The organism is Pseudomonas sp. Fl5BN2 (assembly GCF_009908205.1).
Lineage (GTDB): Bacteria > Pseudomonadota > Gammaproteobacteria > Pseudomonadales > Pseudomonadaceae > Aquipseudomonas.
The window spans coordinates 68,389-91,747 of the sequence record NZ_JAAARL010000020.1; the positions used below are offsets into that span (position 1 = coordinate 68,389).

Annotated in this window: 23 protein-coding genes; 19 read left to right on the forward strand and 4 right to left on the reverse strand. The window is 63.6% G+C overall.

Translation table 11 applies throughout. The features are described 5' to 3' along the window. Positions 1-60 precede the first annotated feature (60 nt). The 17 genes from GV819_RS25150 (at position 61) to GV819_RS25230 (ending at position 16,960) form a co-directional block, all read left to right on the forward strand. Positions 61-2,205 carry a TonB-dependent receptor gene (locus tag GV819_RS25150; RefSeq protein WP_161758747.1) on the forward strand — a complete coding sequence of 715 codons (2,145 nt, stop codon included), beginning with the start codon at positions 61-63 and terminating at the stop codon, positions 2,203-2,205. Positions 2,206-2,246: 41 nt separating this feature from the next. After that, entirely contained in the window at positions 2,247-3,035 is a 789-nt protein-coding gene (locus GV819_RS25155; RefSeq protein ID WP_161758748.1) for an ABC transporter ATP-binding protein, read from the forward strand. Further along, positions 3,032-3,991, forward strand: coding sequence for an ABC transporter substrate-binding protein (locus GV819_RS25160; protein ID WP_161758749.1), 960 nt, complete (start codon positions 3,032-3,034; stop codon positions 3,989-3,991). The genes GV819_RS25155 and GV819_RS25160 overlap by 4 nt, the downstream gene beginning before the upstream one ends. Continuing rightward, complete coding sequence (locus GV819_RS25165; RefSeq protein WP_161758750.1) at positions 3,988-4,998, forward strand: FecCD family ABC transporter permease; 1,011 nt, start codon at positions 3,988-3,990, stop codon at positions 4,996-4,998. Before GV819_RS25160 ends, GV819_RS25165 begins: the two co-directional genes overlap by 4 nt. A 145-nt stretch (positions 4,999-5,143) precedes the next feature. Then, positions 5,144-5,443, forward strand: a complete 300-nt coding sequence (locus GV819_RS25170) for a hypothetical protein (RefSeq protein ID WP_161758751.1) — start codon at positions 5,144-5,146, stop codon at positions 5,441-5,443. 228 nt (positions 5,444-5,671) lie between these two features. After that, positions 5,672-6,937: an urea ABC transporter substrate-binding protein gene (gene urtA / locus GV819_RS25175; RefSeq protein ID WP_161758752.1), complete on the forward strand. Its 1,266-nt coding sequence runs from the start codon at positions 5,672-5,674 to the stop codon at positions 6,935-6,937. Between the two features lie 153 nt (positions 6,938-7,090). Further along, positions 7,091-8,593 carry an urea ABC transporter permease subunit UrtB gene (urtB, locus tag GV819_RS25180; RefSeq protein WP_161758753.1) on the forward strand — a complete coding sequence of 501 codons (1,503 nt, stop codon included), beginning with the start codon at positions 7,091-7,093 and terminating at the stop codon, positions 8,591-8,593. Beyond that, positions 8,593-9,672, forward strand: a complete 1,080-nt coding sequence (gene urtC, locus GV819_RS25185) for an urea ABC transporter permease subunit UrtC (protein ID WP_161758754.1) — start codon at positions 8,593-8,595, stop codon at positions 9,670-9,672. Before urtB ends, urtC begins: the two co-directional genes overlap by 1 nt. Continuing rightward, a complete protein-coding gene (urtD, locus tag GV819_RS25190) occupies positions 9,669-10,529 on the forward strand; it encodes an urea ABC transporter ATP-binding protein UrtD (protein WP_161758755.1) in 861 nt (286 codons plus the stop codon). Before urtC ends, urtD begins: the two co-directional genes overlap by 4 nt. Positions 10,530-10,633: 104 nt before the next feature. Beyond that, a complete protein-coding gene (gene urtE / locus GV819_RS25195) occupies positions 10,634-11,332 on the forward strand; it encodes an urea ABC transporter ATP-binding subunit UrtE (protein WP_161758756.1) in 699 nt (232 codons plus the stop codon). Positions 11,333-11,362: 30 nt separating this feature from the next. Then, a complete protein-coding gene (locus tag GV819_RS25200; protein ID WP_161758757.1) occupies positions 11,363-12,202 on the forward strand; it encodes an urease accessory protein UreD in 840 nt (279 codons plus the stop codon). A gap of 44 nt (positions 12,203-12,246) precedes the next feature. Continuing rightward, complete coding sequence (locus tag GV819_RS25205; RefSeq protein ID WP_161758758.1) at positions 12,247-12,549, forward strand: urease subunit gamma; 303 nt, start codon at positions 12,247-12,249, stop codon at positions 12,547-12,549. Between the two features lie 9 nt (positions 12,550-12,558). Then, positions 12,559-13,092 (forward strand): GNAT family N-acetyltransferase, encoded by a 534-nt coding sequence (locus GV819_RS25210; RefSeq protein ID WP_161758759.1) that lies wholly within the window; start codon positions 12,559-12,561, stop codon positions 13,090-13,092. A 7-nt stretch (positions 13,093-13,099) separates the two neighbouring features. Continuing rightward, a complete protein-coding gene (locus tag GV819_RS25215; protein WP_161758760.1) occupies positions 13,100-13,633 on the forward strand; it encodes a GNAT family N-acetyltransferase in 534 nt (177 codons plus the stop codon). Beyond that, entirely contained in the window at positions 13,630-13,935 is a 306-nt protein-coding gene (locus GV819_RS25220) for an urease subunit beta (protein ID WP_161758761.1), read from the forward strand. Before GV819_RS25215 ends, GV819_RS25220 begins: the two co-directional genes overlap by 4 nt. Positions 13,936-14,045: 110 nt before the next feature. Next, positions 14,046-15,746 carry an urease subunit alpha gene (gene ureC / locus GV819_RS25225; RefSeq protein ID WP_161758762.1) on the forward strand — a complete coding sequence of 567 codons (1,701 nt, stop codon included), beginning with the start codon at positions 14,046-14,048 and terminating at the stop codon, positions 15,744-15,746. A 74-nt stretch (positions 15,747-15,820) separates the two neighbouring features. Then, positions 15,821-16,960, forward strand: a complete 1,140-nt coding sequence (locus GV819_RS25230; RefSeq protein WP_161758763.1) for a sensor histidine kinase — start codon at positions 15,821-15,823, stop codon at positions 16,958-16,960. Between the two features lie 590 nt (positions 16,961-17,550). Here the strand turns inward: GV819_RS25230 and GV819_RS25235 are convergent. Together GV819_RS25235 and GV819_RS25240 are read right to left on the reverse strand one after the other, a co-directional pair. Then, positions 17,551-17,853 (reverse strand): chaperone modulator CbpM, encoded by a 303-nt coding sequence (locus GV819_RS25235; protein WP_161758764.1) that lies wholly within the window; start codon positions 17,851-17,853, stop codon positions 17,551-17,553. 23 nt (positions 17,854-17,876) lie between these two features. Beyond that, positions 17,877-18,824 carry a DnaJ C-terminal domain-containing protein gene (locus tag GV819_RS25240; RefSeq protein ID WP_161758765.1) on the reverse strand — a complete coding sequence of 316 codons (948 nt, stop codon included), beginning with the start codon at positions 18,822-18,824 and terminating at the stop codon, positions 17,877-17,879. Between the two features lie 297 nt (positions 18,825-19,121). Here GV819_RS25240 and GV819_RS25245 point away from each other — a divergent pair, with 297 nt between their 5' ends. Together GV819_RS25245 and GV819_RS25250 are read left to right on the forward strand one after the other, a co-directional pair. Beyond that, the gene (locus GV819_RS25245; protein ID WP_161758766.1) at positions 19,122-20,387 is read left to right on the forward strand and encodes an Hsp70 family protein; all 1,266 of its coding nucleotides are present in this window, start codon (positions 19,122-19,124) and stop codon (positions 20,385-20,387) included. Positions 20,388-20,449: 62 nt separating this feature from the next. Next, positions 20,450-21,358: a hypothetical protein gene (locus GV819_RS25250; RefSeq protein ID WP_161758767.1), complete on the forward strand. Its 909-nt coding sequence runs from the start codon at positions 20,450-20,452 to the stop codon at positions 21,356-21,358. 13 nt (positions 21,359-21,371) lie between these two features. On the opposite strand, the gene GV819_RS25255 is transcribed toward GV819_RS25250, so the two are convergent. Together GV819_RS25255 and GV819_RS25260 are read right to left on the reverse strand one after the other, a co-directional pair. Further along, positions 21,372-22,382, reverse strand: a complete 1,011-nt coding sequence (locus GV819_RS25255; RefSeq protein ID WP_161758768.1) for an AI-2E family transporter — start codon at positions 22,380-22,382, stop codon at positions 21,372-21,374. A gap of 124 nt (positions 22,383-22,506) precedes the next feature. Then, on the reverse strand, positions 22,507-23,259 hold the full coding sequence (locus tag GV819_RS25260) for a hypothetical protein (protein WP_256667587.1): 753 nt from the start codon (positions 23,257-23,259) through the stop codon (positions 22,507-22,509). Positions 23,260-23,359: the final 100 nt, after the last annotated feature.

Below are 23,359 nucleotides of genomic sequence, written 5' to 3' on the forward strand. Positions count from 1 at the left end.
CTTGCCCGCAGTATCCCCCCACTGCGGGCAACCCTCTCGAAGAAGCGATTCACCGTCCCGATGAACAAGTACCTCCTGCCCAGCCTCTGCCTGCTCGCCCTACCGTCCCTGGCCCAGGCGACCGAGGCCGGCACCGCCCTGACCCTGCCCGCCGGCACCATCTCGGCCCCAGCCAGCGAAACCGCCGACCACATCAGCCTGAAGACGCCAACCAGCGCCGGCTCACGCCTGGGTCTCAGCGCCCTGGAAACCCCGGCCAGCACCGACAGCCTCAGTGGCGAGCAGATCCGCGCCCGGGGCGATCGCAGTATCCAGGACGCGGTCTCGCGCAGCGCTGGAATCAGCCGCACCGGCACCCCGGGGGACGGTGGCACCTCACTGTCGGCACGGGGCTTTACCGGGCAGAGCTCGGTGATGCAGCTCTATGACGGCAACCGCATGTACACCGGCATGGGTACCGTGACCTTTCCGGTGGACAGCTGGGCAGTGGAACGGGTTGACGTCCTGCGTGGCCCGGCCTCGGTGCTGTATGGCGAAGGCGCCACTGGCGCGGTGATCAACACCGTGCCGAAAAAGCCCTTCAGCGGCGAAATCGAAAACCACCTGCGCCTGGGCTACGGTTCCTTCGATCGCCAGCAACAGGCCCTGGACAGCGGCGGCTCCCTGAACGACACCTTGAGCTACCGGTTGAACCTCAATCGCCTGCGCAGCAACGGCTGGATCGACCGTGGCGATTCCTCCGGCGATTTCGTCAGCGCCGCCCTGCGCTGGCAGGCCCGCGATGACCTGGCCTTTACCCTGGCCCACGATTATGGCGACCAGAACCCGATGAACTACTTCGGCACGCCACTGATCGACGGACAATTCCACAAGAGCCTGCGGGACAAGAATTACAACGTCAGCAATAACAAGCAGCACTACAACGACCAGTGGACCCGCCTGACCAGCGAATGGCAGATTTCCGACAACGTCAGCGCCAGCAACGAGCTGTACTACCTCAAGGCCCAGCGCCGCTGGCAGAATGCCGAAAACTACAATTTCAACACTGCAGATCACCAACTGACCCGTAGCGGTTACTACGGCATCGGCCACCAGCAGGAACAGGTTGGCGATCGCCAGACCTTCACCTTCAAGCACTCGCTGTTCGGCCTCGACAGCCAGACCCTGGTGGGGATGGACTACAACCGAATCCGCTTTCATATGAAAAGCAATTCGCCGTTCAACGATGTGCTGAGCAGTGGCGATCCCATCGACCTGTATCACCCAGCCAAGGGCGGGTTTGTCAGCGCCAGCCCCTACATCGATCAGTTCAAGACCACCACCCGGCAAATCTCCGGCTTTGCCGAAAACCGCCTGCAGTTGAGCGAACGCTGGTCCCTGGTGACCGGTATACGCCGTGACTATGCGCATGTGGACCGTGATGACCTGGCGAAGGGCGGACGGGATGACAGGACCCTGACGGGCAACAACTGGAAAGCCGGGCTGGTATTCGCGGTGACGCCGGATACCTCCCTGTACGGGCAGTACTCCACCAGCACCGATGGCGTCGGCGGACTGATTTCCCTGAGCCCGAGCCAACAACAGTTCGACCTCTCCAATGCTAAACAGACCGAGATCGGCCTCAAGCAGGCCTTCTGGGACCAGCGCGGCGAATGGACCCTGGCCGCCTATCACATTGTCAAAAAGAAACTGCTGATCGATGTCCCGCAAATTGCCGGCGTCCCACAGCATAAGGATCAGGTCGGCCAGCAATCGTCCAACGGCCTGGAAGCCAGCCTCGACCTGCAACTGCCCCACGCCTGGCAGCTACAGGCCAACGCCGCCATCGTCCGTGCCCAGTACGACGACTTCACTCAGGTAGTAGACGGTCAGCAGGTTTCCCGCGACGGCAATCGCCCGATGGACGTCCCCCGCCGTACCGCCAACCTGTGGCTGAGCAAGGCCATCACCGATGACCTGCGGGCCGGTGCCGGGGTGCGTTACGTGGACGCGCGCTACGCCGACATGGCCAACCAGAATGAACTGCCTGGCTACACCGTGGTGGACGCGACCCTGTCGTGGAAAGCCCTGCGCAATACCACCCTGGGCCTGAAATTGAACAACCTGTTTGACCGCCAGTACGCGCAAAGCCAATACAATGACGGCCAGCAATGGATACTCGGCGAACCGCGCTCGTTCTTCGTCACCGCCGACTACACCTTTTAACTACTCCCGACGCCACGGCGCGGGGCTCACACGGACATGGCATGACCTCGCTGAACCTCACCAACCTGGCCTGGACGCCCCTGGGCCAGGGTCACTGTCATCACCAGTTCCAGCTGCGTGAGGCCAGCCTGCAGGTGGCGGCCGGGGAGTTTGTCGGCCTGATCGGCCCCAACGGCAGCGGCAAGACCAGCCTGTTGCGGTGTGCCTATCGCTTCAGCAAACCGCAGCAGGGCGAAGTGCAACTGGCCCAGCACAATGTGTGGAAGCAGTCGCCACGCTGGTGCGCACAACGCATCGCCGTGGTGCTCCAGGAGTTCCCCGACGCCTTCGGCCTGACCGTCGAGGAAGTGGTCGCCATGGGCCGCACCCCGCACAAGGGCCTGTTCGACGGCGACACCCTGGAGGACCGCCGTATCGCCCGCGAGGCCCTGGAATCGGTGGGCCTGCTGGGCTTCGAGCATCACGCCTTCGCCACCTTGTCCGGGGGTGAAAAGCAACGGGTGATCCTGGCCCGTGCCCTGGCCCAACAGCCGCAACTGCTGATCCTCGACGAACCCACCAATCACCTCGACCCGCGCTACCAGCTGGAGCTTCTGCAACGGGTCAAGCACCTGGGCATCGGCACCCTGGCCAGCATCCATGATCTGAACCTGGCCGCGGCCTTCTGCGACCGCCTGTATGTCCTCGATCACGGGCGCATCGTCGCCAGCGGCACGCCTGCCGAAGTGCTCACTGTCGAGCTGTTGCGCGAGGTGTTCGGAGTCGCCGCACTGATCGACTCCCACCCCCTGTCTGGCTACCCACGAATCACCTGGATCACCCAACCATGACCTTGCGCTCCCTGCTTCGCTCCAGCCTGTTTATCGCCCTGTCGCTGGGGGCTGCCCAGGCCTTCGCCGAGGCCACTCGTTACCCGCTGACCATCAACAGCTGTAACCGCGAGGTGACCTTCAAGCAAGCACCGCAGCACGCCCTCAGCCATGACATCAACATGACCCAAATGATGCTCGCCCTGGGGCTCAAGCCGCGCATGGTGGGCTACAGCGGGGTCAGCGGCTGGAAAGCCGTGACCCCGGAAATGGGCGCCCTGCTGGACGGCCTGCCGGAGCTGGCGGCCAAGTACCCCTCGGTGGAAACCCTGCTCAACGCCAACGTCGACTTCTTCTTCGCCGGCTGGGACTACGGCATGCGCGTCGGCGGCGACCTGACCCCGCAGACCCTGGCTCCGCTGGGCATCAATGTCTATGAACTGACCGAATCCTGCGCCTTCGTGATGAAGCGCCCGGCGGCCAGCCTCGACGACACCTACAACGACCTGCGCAACCTGGGAAAAATCTTCAATGTGCAGGACCGCGCCAACGCACTGATCGCGCAGATGCAGCAGCAAGTGGCGCAGGTCCAGCAGGACCTGCCCAAGGACAAGCCCCGGGTATTCCTCTATGACAGCGGCGAAGACCGGGCCATGACCTCGGGTCGCCTGGGCATGCCACAAGCGCTGATCGATGCCGCTGGCGGACACAACATCCTCGATGACGTCGAGGCCAGCTGGACGCGGATCAACTGGGAGACCGTGGTCGAACGCAACCCGCAGGTGATCGTGATCGTCGACTACAGCGAAGTCACCGCCGAACAGAAGCAGCAGTTCCTGCTCGACAACCCGGCCCTGCAAGGGGTCGACGCGATCAAGAACCAGCGCTTCATCGTCATCCCCTACGTGCAGGCCACACCGGGCATCGACAACGTGCTGGCGGTGGAAACCCTGGCCAAGGGCTTCCACGGCGAATGATCAACGGTCGTTATGCCTGGCTGTTGCTGATCCTCGGCGCCCTGCTGCTGGTGTCCTGCGTGCTGTCCCTGGGCTTTGGCCCGGCGCGGGTGCCGGTGGATGTGGTCTGGCGGATTCTCCTGCACAAGGCCCTGGGCCTGGGTGCAGCAGACTGGAGCCCGGGCCAGGAACATATCGTCTGGCTGATCCGCGTGCCGCGCATGCTCCTCGGCGCCCTGGTGGGGGCCGGGCTGGCGCTGATCGGCGCGGTGCTGCAAGCGGTGACCCGCAATCCACTGGCTGATCCGCACCTCTTGGGAGTGACCTCCGGCGCCACCCTTGGAGCAGTGATCGTGGTCCTGCATGTGGGGCAGATCATCGGCCTGCTGACCTTGCCCCTGGCAGCCTTTATCGGGGCCCTGGCGAGCATGCTCCTGGTGCTGGGCATCGCCGCCCGCAACGGCCGCCTCGACAGCGACCGCCTGCTGCTGTGCGGCGTGGCGGTGTCGTTCGTGATGATGGCGGCGGCCAACCTGCTGCTGTTCATGGGCGATCACCGGGCCAGTTCCGCGGTGATGTTCTGGATGCTCGGAGGCCTGGGCCTGGCGCGCTGGGAGCTGCTGGCGATTCCTGCCACCAGCGTGTTGCTGGGGCTGTTGTTGCTACTGGGCATGGCCCGCCCGTTGAATGCGCTGATGGCCGGTGAACAGACCGCCGTGACCCTGGGCCTGAATGCACGCAACGTGCGCCTGAAGGTGTTCCTGATCGCCTCGCTGATGACTGGGGTGCTGGTGTCCATCAGCGGCTCCATCGGTTTTGTCGGGCTGATGGTGCCGCACATTGCCCGGCGCCTGGTGGGCGCCGAGCACCGGCGCCTGCTGCCGGTATGCGTACTGTTGGGTAGCCTGTTCCTGGTCTGGGTCGATGTGGCCGCACGCACCCTGATCGCCCCCGAGGACCTGCCCATCGGTGTGGCCACCGCAGCCATTGGCGGGGTGTTCTTCATCGGCCTGATGCGCCGCCGCTAAGCTCGCCCCTGTAGGAGCCGGCTTGCCGGCGAAGGCACCCGTGAGCCTTGTGCCAGGATCGAGGGCCTCTTCGCTGGCAAGCCAGCTCCTACAATCGTTGCCCGTGCTTTAAGATCTAGCCCTTCAATCTCTCAGGATGAGTCTCATGCTTAAAACCGCGCTCCTGGCAGTACTGCTCGGTACCTCTCTTGGCGCCTTGGCCGCCACGCCTGTCGATGTCTCGAAAATCTACGGCAACATCCAGCTCGTCAACAGCTTCCCGGACTACAAGGTCAAGGTGGTGAACTCCTTTCCCGACCTGAAGGTGAAGCAGGTCAACGCCTTTCCCGACTCGGCGGGCAAGTGGAAGATCGTCAACAGTTTTCCCGATTACAAGATCCAGATCGTCGACTCTTTCCCGGACTTCACCATCAAGTATGTCGACGCCTTCCCTGGCGTGAATTGAAGCCTTCCTCCAGCCACGGCTGCCGCCCAGCGGCAGCACCACAATGACGCACCCCCACGCACCATCCTCCGCTCAAGGCCTCCTCTTGGGGCATCGCCGGCCCTGCGCCTGCCCGTAAAGCAAGGTTTTTCATGCCTTGCGCCGACTCGGCACACCCCTTGCAAAACAGCCCTTCAGTAGTCCGCATCTGCCTCTCAAAACAATTCAAGAGTTCATGGAGATCGCACAATGAAGCGTCGTAGCGTGCTCAAGGCTTTCACCCTCACGGCATCGATCGCCGCGATGGGCATGACCTGGACCGTCCAGGCCGCCGAGACCATCAAGGTGGGGATCCTGCACTCACTGTCGGGAACCATGGCGATCTCCGAAACGTCCCTCAAGGACATGGCGCTGATGACCATCGACGAGATCAATGCCAAGGGCGGGGTCAACGGCAAGCTGCTGGAACCGGTGGTGGTGGACCCGGCCTCGAACTGGCCGCTGTTCGCCGAGAAGGGCCGACAGTTGCTGACCCAGGACAAGGTCGCAGTGGTGTTTGGCTGCTGGACTTCGGTGTCGCGCAAGTCGGTGCTGCCAGTGTTCGAGGAACTCAACGGCCTGTTGTTCTACCCGGTGCAGTACGAAGGCGAAGAAATGTCGCCCAACGTGTTCTACACCGGTGCAGCGCCGAACCAACAGGCAATCCCGGCAGTGCAATACCTGATGAGCGAGGACGGTGGCAGCGCCAAGCGTTTCTTCCTGCTGGGCACCGACTACGTCTACCCACGCACCACCAACAAGATCCTGCGTTCGTTCCTGCATTCCAAAGGCGTAGCCGACAAGGACATCGAAGAGGTCTACACCCCGTTCGGCCACAGCGACTATCAAACCATCGTCGCCAACATCAAGAAGTTCTCCGCCGGCGGCAAGACCGCGGTGATCTCCACGGTCAACGGCGACTCCAATGTGCCCTTCTACAAGGAGTTGGCCAACCAGGGGCTGAAAGCCACCGATGTACCGGTAGTGGCCTTCTCTGTGGGTGAAGAGGAATTGCGCGGCATCGACACCAAGCCGCTGGTGGGCAACCTGGCGGCATGGAACTACTTCGAGTCGGTGGAGAACCCGGTCAACCAGAAATTCGTCGCTGACTGGAAGGCTTACGCCAAGGCCAAGAACCTGCCGGGGGCGGACAAGGCCGTGACCAACGACCCGATGGAAGCCACCTACGTGGGCATCCACCTGTGGGCCCAGGCGGTGGAGAAAGCCAAGTCCACCGACGTCGACAAGGTCCGCGAAGCCCTGGCCGGGCAGACCTTCGCCGCCCCTTCGGGCTACACCCTGACCATGGACCAGACCAACCACCACCTGCACAAGCCGGTGATGATCGGCGAGATCCAGCCCGACGGTCAGTTCAACGTGGTGTGGCAGACCGAGGGCCCGATCCGCGCCCAGCCCTGGAGCCCGTTCATCCCGGGCAACGACAAGAAGCCGGACTACGCAGTCAAGAGCAACTGATCCAGCCCCAGGCCTGACGCCTTCCCTGTAGGAGCGAGCTTGCTCGCGATGAGGTCCGCAGGACCTCCAACGAAAACCGCCCGGCTGGCCGCTGCGCGGATCGCGAGCAAGCTCGCTCCTACAGGTTACCCGGGTGCTTTCAAGGACATCGCCATGCCCACTGCCCTCTACCGTTTGATCCTCGCCTGCCTGTTGCTGCTGCCCATTGCAGCCCATGCCGGTGAAGCCGAAGATTTTGTTGCGGCCAATTCCAACCAACAGGCGCAACTGCTGGAAGCCTGGGCCGCGCAACCCGACCCCGCGCGCCTTGCGCTGCTCAACGCCCTGCAACAGGGCCAGTTGAACCTCGATGGCCAAGCCAAGACTCTGCGCCTGAACAACCGCCTGCGGGGGCTGATCGACATGGCCCTGGCCAGCCATCGACTGCTGGCCACCGACGCCCCAACCCGGCTCGATGCCGCCCGCCAACTGCAAAAAAGCGCCAGGCCGGCGCAACTGAAATTCCTCGATGCGCAACTGGCCGCCGAGCAAGACCCCGGTGTACACGATGCCCTGAGCCTGGCCCTGGCCAACCTGCAACTGGTGGACAACGACCCGGCGGTACGTCTGGCCGCCGTGCGCCTGCTGGGGGAAACCGGCGACCCGCTGGCCCGCACCCGCCTTGAAGGCTTGCTGGAACCGGGCGGCGAAGCCGACACGGCGGTACGTACCGCAGCAGAAACCAGCCTGGCCCAGGTCAAGCGCAAGCTGCTGGTCGGCGAAGTGCTGGGCCAGGCGTTCAGTGGCCTGTCCCTGGGTTCGATCCTGCTGCTGGCAGCCCTCGGTCTGGCCATTACCTTCGGCCTGCTGGGGGTAATCAACATGGCCCACGGCGAGATGCTGATGCTCGGCGCCTACGCCACCTATGTGGTGCAGTTGCTGTTCCAGCGCTACGCGCCCCAAGCCATCGAGTACTACCCGCTGCTGGCGCTGCCAGTGGCATTTTTCGTCACCGCCGGGATCGGCATGGTCCTGGAGCGCACGGTGATCCGTCATCTCTACGGACGCCCTCTGGAAACCCTGCTGGCCACCTGGGGCATCAGCCTGATGCTGATCCAATTGGTGCGCCTGCTGTTCGGCGCGCAGAACGTCGAAGTGGCGAACCCAGCCTGGCTTTCGGGTGGCATCCAGGTGCTGCCGAATCTGGTGCTGCCGTACAACCGCATCGTCATCATCGTCTTCGCCCTGGCGGTGGTGCTACTGACCTGGCTGCTGCTGAACAAAACCCGGCTGGGACTGAACGTGCGCGCCGTCACCCAGAACCGCAACATGGCGGCCTGCTGCGGCGTGCCTACCGGCCGTGTCGACATGCTCGCCTTCGGCCTCGGTTCGGGCATCGCCGGTCTCGGCGGCGTAGCCCTGAGCCAGATCGGCAACGTCGGCCCTGACCTGGGCCAAAGCTACATCATCGACTCATTCCTGGTGGTGGTGCTGGGCGGGGTCGGGCAACTGGCCGGCAGCGTGCTCGCGGCCTTCGGCCTGGGGATCGCCAACAAGATCCTCGAACCGCAGATCGGTGCCGTGCTCGGCAAGATCCTGATCCTCGCGCTGATCATTCTGTTCATCCAGAAACGCCCGCAGGGACTCTTCGCATTGAAAGGACGGGTGATCGACTGATGAATCAACCACTGCTGCTGACCGCCACCCAGAAAGCCGGGCCCAAATTCACTGTCGCCATCGGAGCCGTGCTCCTCGTCCTGCTGCTGGCCCTGCCACTGCTCTCCCTGCTGGCGCCGGACCATCCACTGCACGTCTCGGCCTACACCCTGACCCTGGTAGGCAAGATCCTCTGCTACGCCATCGTCGCCCTGGCCCTGGACCTGGTCTGGGGTTATGCCGGGCTGCTGTCGCTGGGCCACGGCCTGTTCTTCGCCCTGGGCGGCTATGCCATGGGCATGTACCTGATGCGCCAGGCCGCGGGGGATGGCCTGCCGGCGTTCATGACCTTCCTCTCGTGGAGCGAGTTGCCCTGGTACTGGACCGGCACCAGCAGCTTCCTCTGGTCCCTGTGCCTGGTGGTACTGGCACCCGGGCTGCTGGCCCTGGTGTTCGGCTTCTTCGCCTTCCGCTCGCGGATCAAGGGCGTGTACTTCTCGATCATGACCCAGGCCCTGACCTTCGCCGGCATGCTGCTGTTCTTTCGCAACGAAACCGGCTTTGGCGGCAACAACGGCTTTACCAATTTCCGCTCGATCCTCGGCTTCGGCATCACCGCACCCGGGACCCGCGCGGTGCTGTTCCTGGCCACGGTGCTGTTGCTGGTGGCCAGCCTGTACATCGGCTGGCGCCTGGCCCGGAGCAAGTTCGGCCGGGTCCTGACGGCGCTGCGCGATGCCGAGAATCGCCTGATGTTCTGCGGCTACGACCCCCGTGGCTTCAAGCTTTTCGTCTGGGTCTTGAGCGCAGTGCTGTGCGGCCTGGCCGGGGCCCTGTATGTGCCCCAGGTGGGCATCATCAACCCCAGCGAAATGTCCCCGACCAACTCCATCGAGGCCGCCGTATGGGTCGCCCTGGGCGGACGCGGCACGCTGATCGGTCCGTTGCTGGGGGCGGGGCTGGTGAACGGCATGAAGAGCTGGTTCACCGTGGCCTTTCCCGAATACTGGCTGTTCTTCCTCGGCGCGCTGTTCATCGTGGTGACCCTGTACCTGCCCAAGGGCGTGATCGGCCTGCTGAAGAAACGAGGTGAACAATGAGAGTCACGGCAACGGCTGATTTCATGCTCGAACCCATCCTCGAACCCAATAAGGATGCAGGTGCCAGCCGCGACGCCATCGGCCTCGGCCGGGCTGCCGGCAAGGGCCTCAACACCCGCCACGGAACCATCCTGACCCTGGAGGACATCAGCGTCAGCTTCGACGGGTTCAAGGCCCTCAACGACCTCAACCTGTACATCGGCGTCGGTGAACTGCGCTGCATCATCGGCCCCAACGGCGCCGGCAAGACCACCCTGATGGACGTGATCACCGGCAAGACCCGCCCGACCCAAGGCAAGGCCTGGTTCGGCGAAACCCTGGACCTGACCCAGATGAGCGAAGTGCAGATCGCCCAGGCGGGGATCGGCCGCAAGTTCCAGAAGCCCACGGTGTTCGAGGCCCTGAGCGTGTTCGAGAACCTGGAGCTGGCACAGAAGGCCGACAAGTCGGTGTGGGCCAGCCTCGGCGCCCGGCTCAGCGACGAGCAGCAAGCGCGCATCGAACAGGTGCTGGAGACCATCCGCCTGACGGCCTCGGCGCAGCGCCAGGCCGGCCTGCTGTCCCACGGCCAGAAGCAGTTCCTGGAAATCGGCATGCTGCTGATGCAGGACCCACAGTTACTGTTGCTCGACGAACCGGTGGCCGGCATGACCGACGCCGAGACCGAGTTCACCGCCGAACTGTTCAAGACCCTGGCCGGCAAACACTCACTGATGGTGGTGGAGCACGACATGGGTTTTGTCGGCTCGATTGCCGACCACGTCACCGTGCTGCACCAGGGCAGCGTGCTGGCCGAAGGGTCCCTGGAGCAGGTGCAGGAAAACCAACGGGTGATCGAGGTGTACCTCGGCCGTTAGCGCAACCGCCGTTCGCCGGCAAGCCGGCTCCTACCCCCTCCCGTAGGAGCTGGCTTGCCAGCGAAGACCACCCCGCAATTCCCACAAGATTCGAGTACCCGACCATGCTCCAAGTCGACCAGCTGCACCAGTACTACGGCGGTAGCCACATCCTCCGCGGCCTGAGCTTCGAAGCGCAGATCGGCGAAGTCACCTGCCTGCTCGGGCGCAACGGGGTGGGCAAGACCACCCTGCTCAAATGCCTGATGGGCCTGCTGCCGGCCAAGGAAGGCGCGGTCAACTGGGAGGGCCGGACCATCACCGGCTACAAGCCGCACCAGCGGGTCCACGCCGGGATTGCGTACGTGCCACAGGGCCGAGAGATCTTCGCTCGCCTGACGGTGGAGGAGAACCTGCTGATGGGCCTGTCGCGCTTTCCAGGCGCCGAAGCCAAAGAGGTTCCGGCGTTCATCTACGAGCTGTTTCCGGTGCTGCTGCAGATGAAGCAACGCCGTGGTGGCGACCTTTCCGGCGGCCAGCAGCAACAGTTGGCCATCGGCCGCGCCCTGGCCAGCCGCCCGCGGCTGCTGATCCTCGATGAGCCTACCGAAGGCATCCAGCCCTCGGTGATCAAGGAGATCGGTGCGGTGATCAAAAAGCTCGCGGCCCAGGGCGACATGGCCATTTTACTGGTGGAGCAGTTCTACGATTTTGCCGCCGAACTGGCGGACCAGTACCTGGTGATGTCCCGCGGCGAAATCGTCCAGCAGGGCCGCGGAGAAAATATGCAGGCAGAAGGTGTACGCGGCCTGGTTACGATCTAATCTGTAGCCTCCTAACGATAACGACCCAGCATGAACTCACCTGCCGCCACCGCCCTGTTCACCCCCAGTTGGCACGCCGAGCTGGAGCTGGCCTATGCCCGGTTCGGCGCTATCACGCGCCCGGTACTGCGCCGCCATCTAGGTCCGCTGCGGGTGCAGAAGCACCTGTACGCCGAAGGCCCGGAGGTTTGCCAGCACATCATCGTCCACCCTCCCGGCGGCATTGCCGGCGGTGACCGGCTGACGATCAATGCCCGTGTCGACAACGGTGCCTGGGCGCAATTGACCAGCCCCGGGGCCGCCAAGTGGTATCGCGCCACCGGCAGCGCCAGCCAGACCCTGAACCTGCAGGTCGCGCCGGGGGCAACCCTGGAGTGGCTGCCCCAGGAGACCATTGTGTTCAGCGCCGCCCAGGCCGAGCTGACAACCCTGATCGAATTGCACGGGGATGCGCGGTTGTTCTATTGGGACATCGTTGCCCTGGGACGCCCGGCCAGTGGCGAACGCTTCGAATACGGGCATTTCCAGGCGCAGCTGGATATCCGCCGCGACGGCCGACCGCTCTGGCATGAACGCCAGCGCATCAGTGGTGGCGATGGTTTGCTGGACTCGCCGATCGGCCTGGATGGCCAACCGGTGTTCGCCACCTTGCTGGTCACCGGCGAGGTCGACAGCCAACTGCTGGAACGCTGCCGCGCTCTGGAGCACCCGGTGCGCGGCGACCTGACACAACTGCCGGGCCTGTTGGTGGCCCGCTGCCTGGCCAGCGAAGCCCTGCAGGCCCGAGCCTGGCTGATCGCCCTGTGGCAGCTGTTGCGCCCGACCCTGCTGGGGCGCGAGGCCGTGCCGCCGAGGATCTGGAATACATGAAGCGACTGCGCCCCTTTTAACTGCCCAATGACGGATTGATCACGATGGACCTGACCCCACGCGAAAAAGACAAGCTGCTGATCTTTACCGCCGGCCTGGTAGCCGAACGGCGATTGGCCCGCGGCCTCAAGCTCAATTATCCGGAAGCCATTGCCTACATTTCCGCGGCGCTGCTCGAAGGTGCCCGGGACGGGCAGACCGTGGCCCAACTGATGCACTACGGCACCACCCTGCTCAGTCGCGAACAGGTGATGGAAGGCATCCCGGAGATGATTCCGGATATCCAGGTGGAAGCCACTTTCCCCGACGGCACCAAGCTGGTTACCGTTCACCAACCCATCGCCTGAGACCGTGCCATGACCTATCGCATCCGCGACGCGCTGCACGCTGACCTGCCGGCGATCCGCGACATCTACAACGACGCCGTACGCAACACCACGGCGATCTGGAACGAGCAGCCGGTGGACCTCGGTAATCGCCAGGCCTGGTTCAGCGCGCGCCAGGCCCAGGGCTATCCGATCCTGGTGATCGTCAACCCCGAGGAACAAGTGCTCGGCTACGCTTCTTTCGGCGACTGGCGCCCCTTCGATGGCTTTCGCCACACCGTGGAACATTCGGTCTACGTGCGCAGTGACCAGCGTGGCAATGGCCTGGGGCCGCAACTGATGACGGTGCTGCTGGAACGCGCCCGCAGCGCTGACAAACACGTGATGGTGGCCGCTATCGAAAGTGGCAACAGCGCCTCGATCCGCCTGCATCAGCGCCTGGGTTTCATCAGCACCGGACAGATGCCTCAGGTAGGCACCAAGTTCGGACGCTGGCTGGACCTGACCTTCATGCAGCTGATTCTCAACCCTGGGGCGCAACCGCCCGCCCCTCACAAGGAGTGAAATCTCGATGAACGCCGCCCAACTGCGCCGAGTCCATGGAGAAAGCTTTGCCCATTACCGCCAGGGTTTGATCGACCTGCTGCTCGACTCGGTGCAACACGGTGCGTCCGTCGGCTTCATGGCTGACCTCGACGACAGCCAGGCCCGGGACTACCTCAGCACTGTGCAGGCCGGTGTCGAAGACGGCAGCCTGCTGTTGTGGGTGGTGGTTCACGATGAGAAGGTCCTGGCCAGCGTGCAACTGGCGCTGTGCATGAAGGCCAACGGACGCAACCGCGCCGAAGTACAGAAGCTCCAGGTGCTGCACAGCGCTCGGCGCCGGGGGCTCGGCCAGCAGTTGATGTCGGCGCTGGAGCAAGCGGCTCATCAGCACCAGCGCGGGTTGTTGTACCTGGACACCGAGGCCGGCTCGGCCGCCGAGGACTTCTACCGCTCGCTGGGCTATACAAGGGTCGGCGAGCTGCCCAACTACTGCCAGAGCCCGGACGGCACCTACACCCCCACTGCCATCTACTTCAAGACCTTGGGACAACCCTCATGATTCCTGGCCAATACCAGATCCAGCCCGGCGAGATTGAACTCAATGCCGGGCGCCGCACCCTGAGCCTGAGCGTTGCCAACAGTGGCGACCGGCCGATCCAGGTTGGCTCCCACTACCACTTCTTCGAAACCAACGACGCCCTGACCTTCGATCGCGCCGCCAGCCGCGGCATGCGCTTGAATATCGCGGCGGGTACCGCCGTGCGCTTCGAACCGGGACAGACCCGGGAAGTGGAACTGGTGGATCTGGCGGGGCATCGTCGGGTGTTCGGTTTTGCCGGGCGCATCATGGGCGACCTCTGACCCCCTCGACGCCACGCGCGTAGGAGCCGGCTTGCCGGCGAAAAGGCCCGAAAGGTCGCCTTCGCTGGCAAGCCAGCTCCTACAGGTTTTGTTTTCTGTAAGGAGCTGCGATGAAGATTTCCCGTGAGGCCTATGCCGATATGTTCGGCCCGACAGTGGGCGACAAGGTGCGCCTGGCAGACACCGAGTTGTGGATCGAGGTGGAGAAGGATTTCACCACCTACGGCGAAGAGGTGAAGTTCGGCGGCGGCAAGGTGATCCGCGATGGCATGGGCCAGAGCCAACTGCTGGCCGCCGAGGTGGTGGATACGCTGATCACCAACGCGCTGATCATCGATCACTGGGGCATCGTCAAGGCCGACGTCGGCTTGAAGGACGGGCGCATCGCCGCCATCGGCAAGGCCGGCAATCCAGATATCCAGCCCGATGTGACCATCGCCATTGGCGCCAGCACCGAAGTGATCGCCGGCGAGGGCATGATCCTCACCGCCGGCGGTATCGATACCCATATTCACTTCATCTGTCCGCAGCAGATCGAGGAGGCGCTGATGAGTGGCGTCACCACCATGATCGGTGGCGGCACGGGGCCAGCCACCGGGACCAACGCCACCACCTGCACTTCGGGGCCCTGGCACATGGCGCGCATGCTCCAGGCGGCGGACGCCTTCGCGATGAACATCGGCTTTACCGGCAAGGGTAACGCCAGCCTGCCGGAACCGCTGATCGAGCAGGTCCGGGCTGGGGCCATCGGCCTCAAGCTGCACGAGGATTGGGGCAGCACTCCGGCGAGTATCGATAACTGCCTGAGCGTGGCCGACGCGTACGACGTGCAGGTGGCAATCCACACCGACACCTTGAATGAATCCGGCTTCGTCGAAACCACCCTCGGTGCCTTCAAGGGCCGGACCATCCACACCTACCACACCGAAGGCGCCGGCGGCGGCCACGCCCCGGACATCATCAAGGCCTGCGGCTTCGCCAACGTGCTGCCCAGCTCCACCAACCCGACCCGGCCCTTCACCCGCAACACCATCGACGAACACCTGGACATGCTCATGGTCTGCCACCACCTGGACCCGAGCATCGCCGAGGACGTGGCCTTCGCCGAAAGCCGCATCCGCCGGGAAACCATCGCTGCCGAGGATATCCTCCACGACCTGGGGGCGTTCTCGATGATCAGCTCCGACAGCCAGGCCATGGGCCGGGTTGGCGAGGTAGTGACCCGCACCTGGCAAACCGCCGACAAGATGCACCGCCAGCGCGGCCCGTTGCCGGGTGATGGCCCGGGCAACAGCAATTTCCGGGTCAAGCGCTACATCGCCAAGTACACCATCAACCCGGCGATCACCCACGGCATCAGCCATGAAGTGGGCTCGATCGAAATCGGCAAGTGGGCCGACCTGGTGCTCTGGCGCCCGGCGTTCTTCGGCGTCAAGCCGACCCTGATCCTCAAGGGCGGGGCGATTGCCGCGAGCCTGATGGGTGATGCCAATGCCTCGATCCCGACGCCACAGCCGGTGCACTACCGACCGATGTTCGCCAGCTACGGCGGCAGTCGCCACGCCACCAGCCTGACTTTCATCAGCCAGGCCGCGCTGGAGGCCGGGGTGCCGGAACAACTGGGGCTGAAAAAACGCATCGCGGTGGTCAAGGGTTGCCGTAACGTGCAGAAGACCGACCTGATCCACAACGACTACCTGCCGAACATCGAGGTCGATCCGCAGACGTATCAGGTCAAGGCGGACGGGGTTCTGCTGTGGTGCGAACCGGCGGATGTACTGCCCATGGCCCAACGCTACTTCCTGTTCTGAGGCGCACTCAGCCGCTGGATTAGGCGCTAAGATGCCTCTCGGTTTCCCCTCTCTGCCCAGTAAGGTGCCCGGCTATGCGCCTGTCCGATTTCATCGTGCAGCACGTTGATCGAATCGTTGATGAATGGGAGCAATTTGCCAGGACCCTGGCCCCCGAGCCCGGCACCATGACCCGCACCGACCTGCGCGATCACGCCAGGTCGATCCTGCTGGCCGCGGCCCGGGACATGCGCACCGTGCAGAGTCCCGGTGAACAAGTGGCCAAGGCCAGGGGCGAAGGCCCGGAAAAAACCCCCAGCCTGGATGTGGCCGCCGCCAGCCATGGCGAACTGCGCCATCACGTGGGCTTCGACCTGGTGCAAATGACCTCGGAGTTCCGTCACCTGAGGGCCAGCGTGATCCGCCTGTGGGTCGCCAGCCTGATCACCCCGGACCTGAACAATCTGCAGGACATGATCCGTTTCAACGAAGCCATCGACGAGGCCCTGGCCGAGTCCACAGCGGCCTATGCCGAACAGGTCAGCCGCTCGCGGGATATCTTCCTGGCGATTCTCGGCCACGACCTGCGGGCGCCATTGCAGGCGGTGAGCATGTCCACCGAGATGCTGGCGCGCAAAGTGGCGCTGGACAGCGATGCCCAGGCCTTTGTTTCTCGTATCAAGAGTGGCACCCGGCACATGGCGGCGATGGTCAGCGACTTGTTGGAGTTCGTCCGCAGCCGCCTGGGCAATGGCCTGCCCATCGACCCGGCCCCCATGGACCTGGCCAGCGCGGCCAAGGCCGCCATGGATGAAGCCTGCGCCGGGCAGCCCGATTGCACCCCGTTATTGAGTTTCGACGGTGATAGCCATGGCATCTGGGACCGTTGGCGCATCGAGCAGTTGCTGCAGAACCTGATTGGCAACGCCCTGCAGCACGGTAGCAACCGCCGTACCGTGACCGTGACCATCACCGGCGGTGCCGAACAAGTGCTGCTGACTGTGCACAACTATGGCACACCGATCCCCAAGGAAGCCCTGAACACCCTGTTCGACCCTTTGGTGCGCAGCGCCGACGAGGAACTGGGCAGTACCAGCACCAGTCTTGGCCTGGGCCTGTTCATCGTCAAGGAAGTGGTGACGGCGCACCAGGGCAGTATTGAAGTCAGCTCCAACGCCAGCGACGGCACCACCTTCACCGTGATCCTGCCGCGGGTTTCCCGCGCCACCTCGTAGGAGCTGGCTTGCCAGCGAAGGCGTCGGCACAGATTGCGCAAGGCCCGAGGGCCCTTTCGCCGGCAAGCCGGCTCCTACGACGAACGGATGGCAAACCGTAGGAGCTGGCTTGCCAGCGAAGGTGTCGGCACAGATTGCGCAAGGCCCAAGGGCCTCTTCGCCGGCAAGCCGGCTCCTACAACGAACGGGGGGCAAACCGTAGGAGCTGGCTTGCCAGCGAAGGCGTCGGCACAGATTGCGCAAGGCCCAAGGGCCCTTTCGCCGGCAAGCCGGCTCCTACGACGAACGGATGGCAAACCGTAGGAGCTGGCTTGCCAGCGAAGGTGTCGGCACAGGTTGCGCAAGGCCCGAGGGCCCCTTCGCCGGCAAGCCGGCTCCTACAACGAACGGGTGGCAAACCGTAGGAGCTGGCTTGCCAGCGAAGGCGTCGGCACAGGTTGCGCAAGGCCCAAGGGCCTCTTCGCCGGCAAGCCGGCTCCTACAACGAACGGGTGGCAAACCGTAGGAGCTGGCTTGCCAGCGAAGGCGTCGGCACAGATTGCGCAAGGCCCGAGGGCCCTTTCGCCGGCAAGCCGGCTCCTACGGGGCGGTCAGTCCGCCAGCAGGCGCCCCAGGCGCTGCTTGAGCATCTGGTTTTCGGCGCGCAGTTGTCGCACCTCATCCAGCAGGTCCAGCGCCAGGGCGACGCCTTCCCACTCCAGGTCCAGGTCGCGGCGCAGCTTCGCCGCACGCTTGGCCAGGGACAACTCAAAATCGTTGAAACGCCAATCCTTGGGCGTCGAGCCCTGAGGTTCGAGGATGCCATGTTCGACGATTTCGATCACGTAGGCCGCCGACAGGTCGGCCACTTCACAGAACTCTTCCATGTCCAGCTGAACGATCAGGGTACTCATGATCAGCGCCTCCTAGTGTCGAATCAGAAATGTTCCCGAGGATCGAACGCAGCCTTTTTCGCCAGTGCCTGCCACAACGCCTTGACCTCATCCCCGTCCTCCTTGGGCATCACCGCCTTGAGCTGCACGAACAGGTTGCCACGGTGGCCGGCCTTGTTCAGCAGGCCGTGACCCTTGGCGCGCATGCGCTGGCCGTTCTGGCTGCCGGCCGGAACCTTGAGGTTGATCTTGCCGGTCAGGGTCGGCACCGCGACCTCGGTACCCAGCGCCAGCTCCCAGGGGGCCAGCGGCAAGGTGATGATCAGGTTCTCGCCCTCGACATCGAACTTCGGATGAGGAGCAAAGCGGATAGTCAGGTACAGGTCGCCATTGGCTCCGCCGCCAACGCCCGGTGCGCCCTGGCCCTTGAGGCGGATGCGCTCGCCGTCGCTGACCCCGGCCGGAATCTTCACGTTCAGGCTCTTGCTGGTATTGCTGACGTGCTGGCCCGCAGCGTTGTATTGCGGCACCTGGAAGCTGATCTTCTTCGACTCGGTCGACAAGGTTTCTTCAAGAAAAATCGGCAGTTCCATTTCCACATCCTGTCCACGACGGCCACTGCTGCGGCGCTGCTCCGGGCCGCCGAATCCTGGCCCCCGGTTACCAAAGATCGAACTGAAGAAGTCCGAGAAATCGCCACCATCGGCGCCATCGCCGCCGCCAAAACCGCCACGGCTCTGCCAGCCCGGCGGGCCCTGGAACGGCTGGCCGTGCTGGCCGTACTTGCGCAGGTCGTCGTACTCGGCGCGCTTGTCGGCGCTTTTCAGCGCTTCATAGGCTTCCGAGGCGTCCTTGAACTTGGCCTCGGCGTCCTTTTCCTTGCTGACGTCGGGGTGATATTTGCGTGCCAGCTTGCGATAGGCGGCCTTGATCGCCTTGTCGTCAGCAGTCGGCTCGACGCCGAGAATCTTGTAATAGTCTTTGAAGTCCATCGCGGGATTCACCATCCGTTATCTAGGTCGCGCGGCGTGCAGTACAGCATGCCCGGTCTGGCAGCATGAAGATTGACCAATCTCAATCCTCTGACTGAACGGCGCATCAGAAGTTTATCGGCAGCCTCGGGCGGATCTTGCGATCCCTTGTAGCTGCCAGGCTCATGCCTGCAAGTTTGGGGGTCAAGGATAGTCTTTCAAGGCACGACAGGTTGCGATTTAGCAGATAGTCGGCCTTTGCAACGCGCGAGGACTGGCGTACGCTTCGCGGCCGTTTTTTTCACCGGATCGAAAGACATGAATAACGCCTCCCCGGCCCGTGCTTGCGGCATCGACTTCGGCACCTCCAACTCTACCGTCGGCTGGCTGCGGCCCGGCGAGGAGACGCTGATCGCCCTGGAGGACGATAAGATCACCCTGCCTTCGGTGGTGTTCTTCAATATCGAAGAACGCCGTCCGGTGTACGGCCGCCTGGCGCTGCACGAGTACCTGGAAGGCTACGAAGGCCGGCTGATGCGCTCGCTGAAGAGCCTGCTGGGCTCCAAGCTGATCAAGCACGACACCAGCGTGCTGGGCACTGCCATGCCGTTCAAGGACCTGCTGGGGCTGTTTATCGGCCAGTTGAAAAGCCGTGCCGAGGCCACCGCGGGTCGGGAATTCGACGAAGTGGTGCTGGGCCGCCCGGTGTTCTTCGTCGATGACGACGCCGACGCCGACCAGGAAGCCGAAAACACCCTGGTGGACGTGGCTCGCAAGATCGGCTTCAAGGAAGTGTCCTTCCAGTACGAACCGATCGCCGCGGCCTTCGACTACGAGTCGACCATCGAGCGCGAGGAGCTGGTACTGATCGTCGACATCGGCGGTGGTACCTCGGACTTCTCCCTGGTGCGCCTGTCCCCTGAGCGCCGTGGGGTCGACAACCGCCACGACGACATCCTCGCCACTGGCGGTGTGCACGTCGGCGGGACCGACTTCGACAAGCAACTTTCGCTCGCTGGGGTGATGCCACTGTTCGGTTACGGCAGCCGGATGAAGAGCGGCGCCTACATGCCCACCAGCCACCACATGAACCTGGCGACCTGGCACACCATCAACTCGGTGTACTCACAGAAGTCCCAGTTGGCCCTGGGCAGCATGCGCTATGACATCGAGGACACCGGCGGCATCGACCGACTGTTCAAGCTGATCGAGCAGCGTGCAGGCCACTGGCTGGCCATGGAGATTGAAGAAACCAAAATCCAGCTGACCCATGCCGATAACCGTCTGGTGCCCCTGGATCGCATCGAGCGCGACCTCAGCATCGATCTGAGCCGGGCCCTGTTCGAGTCGTCCATCGACAACCAACTGCAGCGCATCCGCAACAGCGTCACGCAACTGCTCCAGGACGCCAACGTCAGCGAAAGCCAGGTCGATACGGTGTTCTTCACCGGTGGCTCCAGCGGCATTCCGGCACTGCGCCAGAGCGTGGCGGCGATGCTGCCCAACGCCCGGCATGTGGAAGGCAATATCTTCGGCAGCATCGGTAGCGGCCTGGCGATTGAAGCCAAAAAGCGCTACGGCTAAGCATCCCGCGCCCGACGTTCGTACCCCAGGGATGGGAAAAAATTTCGCAAGGAACCGCAACGATGAACCTGTGCAAACTGCTGCCCCTACTGACCGCCCTGCTGCTGACCGGCTGCAAGGAAGACTTCATGTCCCTGCACTTCGAGCAGCCGGTGGGTTATCGCGGCCAGCAGATCAATGCCAAGGTCAGCACCCTGCTGAAGGAGGCGATTCGCTCCCGCGGCATCGCCCCTGAACAGATCGTGCTGGAGCTGGATGAGCAGGACACTCGGGTGGTCCATCTGGCCCTCGACGGCGAGTTGAGCCCTGAGCAGCGGGCGACCCTGCGCGCCCTGTTTGACGACATCATCAAGGCGCGGGCGGCCAGCAGCATGGCCATCGACCTGACCCTCCAAGCCCAGCCCGGGGCTGCCACCCCGCAGCCAATCACCCTGGACCTGGCCATCACGCCCGAGGTGCAGCTTTCGGCTCGCTACCAATATCTCGATCGGGCCATAGGCCTGTTCAACCAGAGCGGGGTTCCGGTGCAGATCATCTGCAGCATCGAGGGGCAATTGAACGGCGAGCTGCCCTTCAAGGGGCTGAGCGTGCGCCAGATCCCCGAGCAATCGCCCGAGCATGCCTACCTCAATTACCGCACTCAGAACTTCCAGAGAAAGACCATGCCGGTGCTGATGCAGGTCAAGGACGCCCAACTGCGCGAGAGCATGAGCAAAGGCGATATTCGCCTGTGGAGCGAAGAGCAGATCGCCGACGACCTGCTGCGGACCAAGCTGCAATTGTCGATTGAAATCGGCAACCTGGGCGACCAGGTGCTGGCCGCCGACTTCAGTGCCGACAGTCGCCAAGACACCTGGACCAGCGAATGTGCGAAGAAGATCGAGCACCTGGGCCGACCGTTCTCCTTCCATATCGGCTCAGGCCTCGATCGCCTGCAGGCGGTCACCTATGAGGATGCCGGGCGCGGTTGAGGCCCGGCAGGGTTCAGACCAGCCCCGCCAGCTTCAGCTCGCTTTTCAGATAGGCGTAGTAGATCGGCCCCGCCACCACCCCGGGCAGGCCGAACGCCGCCTCGAACACCAGCATCGCCAGCAGCAACTCCCAGGACTTGGCACTGATCTGCCCGCCAACAATCCGCGCGTTGAGAAAGTATTCCAGCTTGTGGATAAAGATCAGGTAGCCCAGAGCCGCCACCGCCACCCAGATCGACAGCGACAGGCCGACGATGGTGATCAGGGTGTTGGAGATCAGGTTGCCGATCACCGGCAGCAGGCCCAGCAGGAACGTCAGCACGATCAGGGTCTTGGTCAACGGCAGCTTGACCCCGAACATCGGCAGGATCACCGCCAGGAAGATCCCAGTGAAGAAAGTATTGAGCAGGGAAATCTTGATCTGCGCGAAGACGATGTTGCGAAAGGCCTGGACCAGCAGGTGCAGACGATCGAACAGCGCCGCCGCCAGAGGCTTGCGCTTGGTCAGGTCGGGGATGCGCTGCAAGGCGATGATCGCCCCCAGGACCATGCCGATCAGCAGGGTCACGAACATGTGCGCCGCGTCCTTGCCCACCAGTTGCAACTCGCTCAGGTGCTTGCTGGCCCAGGCGCCGATGGCGGCCTGGAACTCCGCGGCGCTGGCCGGCAGATAGGAATCGAGGAACGGCGGCAACTGGCCCCGGGCCTTGTCCACCACCACCATGAACTTGTCCAGTGAGGCGCCGGGATTCTCCGCCTCATGCAGCAGGAAACTGATGGCTCCGGCAAACAGCAGGGTCAGCAGGCTGACCACCAGGGTGCCGAGCAGGGCCACCGCCAGCCAGCGCGCACGCTGGCCTTCGATCAGCCGCTGCAACTGCGGCGTGAGCATGTTGACCAGCTCGAACACCAGCAAACCGGCCAGCAGGCTGGGCAACAGCCGCAGCGGCAGGGCCAGCAGCAGGCCGCCAAAGATAATGATCCAACTGATGAACAACAGATGACGCTGTGAAAACGCTGGCATATAGCCTCAAGACAAACAGCGGGAAAAGACCGGCAGTCTGCCAGCCTTCACCGCAGAGGAATAGTGGCAGGCGCCGCAAGGGCGCGGGCTTACGGGGTACTGGAGTGTTGTGACGACTGAAGGTTCAGTCGGTTTTGGCCTGGGGCTGCGGGGCTGAAAGGTCGGGCAACGGCACGTCGTAGCCGCAGTAGTGCAGTTCGGTCAGGGTCAGTCGCTGGTCCGGATAATCGGCCCCCCATGGCAACCCCTGATCGTAGCGGGACTTGGCATGAGCGCAGATCGCCTGCAGCTTTCGTTGCGACTCGACCAGCACCGGTACCGGCAAGGGATTGATCTTCAGACTCTGGAAAAACGGCTGGATAAAGGTCTGGTCGAGATCATAGCCCTTGGCTCCCAAGGGCATACGCTGCCCGGCATGCACATAAAAGGGTTGCTTGAGCCCACTCTCGCCCTCCCAGCACCAGTACTTGACCTCATCCTCCTGCAGCCCTACCGCCTGGCCCCTCCACGACTCGTAGAAACGCAGGCATTGATAACCCCCACGCGTGACCCAGTCCGCCTGATTGGGCTGGAACCCGCCACCGGGCAGCGCCAGGGCCGCCAGCTTGGCCTTGGCAAATACTTCCTTGGGGTACAGCAAGCCATCACCCTTGCCGCTCAGGAAGCTGTCGACCCCCATGTACAGCGACCCGGCCGTGACCTGGACAGTCCCGTAGCTGAACGAGCCCGAGGTTCCGACAGACAACGCATCATGGTCCTTGCGGTAAGTGAAGCCGCTGCTCAGCGTGCCACACACGGTGTGCCGGAAGGGTTCCGGCAGGTCGAAGGAATAACGCTGGGTCAGCGTCACCCGTTTCGCCCCTTCGGTGCACAGCATTCGGCTGTCCAAGCGATCATTTTCGTAAACCAGGGACGGCGCCATGCAACCGCTGATGGCAGCGAGAACGCCACAGGTCAGCGTGTTCTCGACACAACGG

Bases quoted from the DNA above. Each gene is read 5' to 3' on its own strand.
- urtC (WP_161758754.1), top strand. From the start codon at position 8,593: ATGAATCAACCACTGCTGCTGACCGCCACCCAGAAAGCCGGGCCCAAA.
- GV819_RS25160 (WP_161758749.1), top strand. From the start codon at position 3,032: ATGACCTTGCGCTCCCTGCTTCGCTCCAGCCTGTTTATCGCCCTGTCG.
- GV819_RS25170 (WP_161758751.1), top strand. From the start codon at position 5,144: ATGCTTAAAACCGCGCTCCTGGCAGTACTGCTCGGTACCTCTCTTGGC.
- GV819_RS25200 (WP_161758757.1), top strand. From the start codon at position 11,363: ATGAACTCACCTGCCGCCACCGCCCTGTTCACCCCCAGTTGGCACGCC.
- GV819_RS25165 (WP_161758750.1), top strand. From the start codon at position 3,988: ATGATCAACGGTCGTTATGCCTGGCTGTTGCTGATCCTCGGCGCCCTG.
- GV819_RS25245 (WP_161758766.1), top strand. From the start codon at position 19,122: ATGAATAACGCCTCCCCGGCCCGTGCTTGCGGCATCGACTTCGGCACC.
- GV819_RS25235 (WP_161758764.1), bottom strand. From the start codon at position 17,853: ATGAGTACCCTGATCGTTCAGCTGGACATGGAAGAGTTCTGTGAAGTG.
- urtD (WP_161758755.1), top strand. From the start codon at position 9,669: ATGAGAGTCACGGCAACGGCTGATTTCATGCTCGAACCCATCCTCGAA.
- GV819_RS25155 (WP_161758748.1), top strand. From the start codon at position 2,247: ATGACCTCGCTGAACCTCACCAACCTGGCCTGGACGCCCCTGGGCCAG.
- GV819_RS25260 (WP_256667587.1), bottom strand. From the start codon at position 23,259: ATGCTGTGCACCGAAGGGGCGAAACGGGTGACGCTGACCCAGCGTTAT.
- GV819_RS25215 (WP_161758760.1), top strand. From the start codon at position 13,100: ATGAACGCCGCCCAACTGCGCCGAGTCCATGGAGAAAGCTTTGCCCAT.
- urtB (WP_161758753.1), top strand. From the start codon at position 7,091: ATGCCCACTGCCCTCTACCGTTTGATCCTCGCCTGCCTGTTGCTGCTG.
- GV819_RS25230 (WP_161758763.1), top strand. From the start codon at position 15,821: ATGCGCCTGTCCGATTTCATCGTGCAGCACGTTGATCGAATCGTTGAT.
- GV819_RS25255 (WP_161758768.1), bottom strand. From the start codon at position 22,382: ATGCCAGCGTTTTCACAGCGTCATCTGTTGTTCATCAGTTGGATCATT.
- GV819_RS25220 (WP_161758761.1), top strand. From the start codon at position 13,630: ATGATTCCTGGCCAATACCAGATCCAGCCCGGCGAGATTGAACTCAAT.
- GV819_RS25205 (WP_161758758.1), top strand. From the start codon at position 12,247: ATGGACCTGACCCCACGCGAAAAAGACAAGCTGCTGATCTTTACCGCC.
- urtA (WP_161758752.1), top strand. From the start codon at position 5,672: ATGAAGCGTCGTAGCGTGCTCAAGGCTTTCACCCTCACGGCATCGATC.
- GV819_RS25210 (WP_161758759.1), top strand. From the start codon at position 12,559: ATGACCTATCGCATCCGCGACGCGCTGCACGCTGACCTGCCGGCGATC.
- urtE (WP_161758756.1), top strand. From the start codon at position 10,634: ATGCTCCAAGTCGACCAGCTGCACCAGTACTACGGCGGTAGCCACATC.
- GV819_RS25150 (WP_161758747.1), top strand. From the start codon at position 61: ATGAACAAGTACCTCCTGCCCAGCCTCTGCCTGCTCGCCCTACCGTCC.
- ureC (WP_161758762.1), top strand. From the start codon at position 14,046: ATGAAGATTTCCCGTGAGGCCTATGCCGATATGTTCGGCCCGACAGTG.
- GV819_RS25240 (WP_161758765.1), bottom strand. From the start codon at position 18,824: ATGGACTTCAAAGACTATTACAAGATTCTCGGCGTCGAGCCGACTGCT.
- GV819_RS25250 (WP_161758767.1), top strand. From the start codon at position 20,450: ATGAACCTGTGCAAACTGCTGCCCCTACTGACCGCCCTGCTGCTGACC.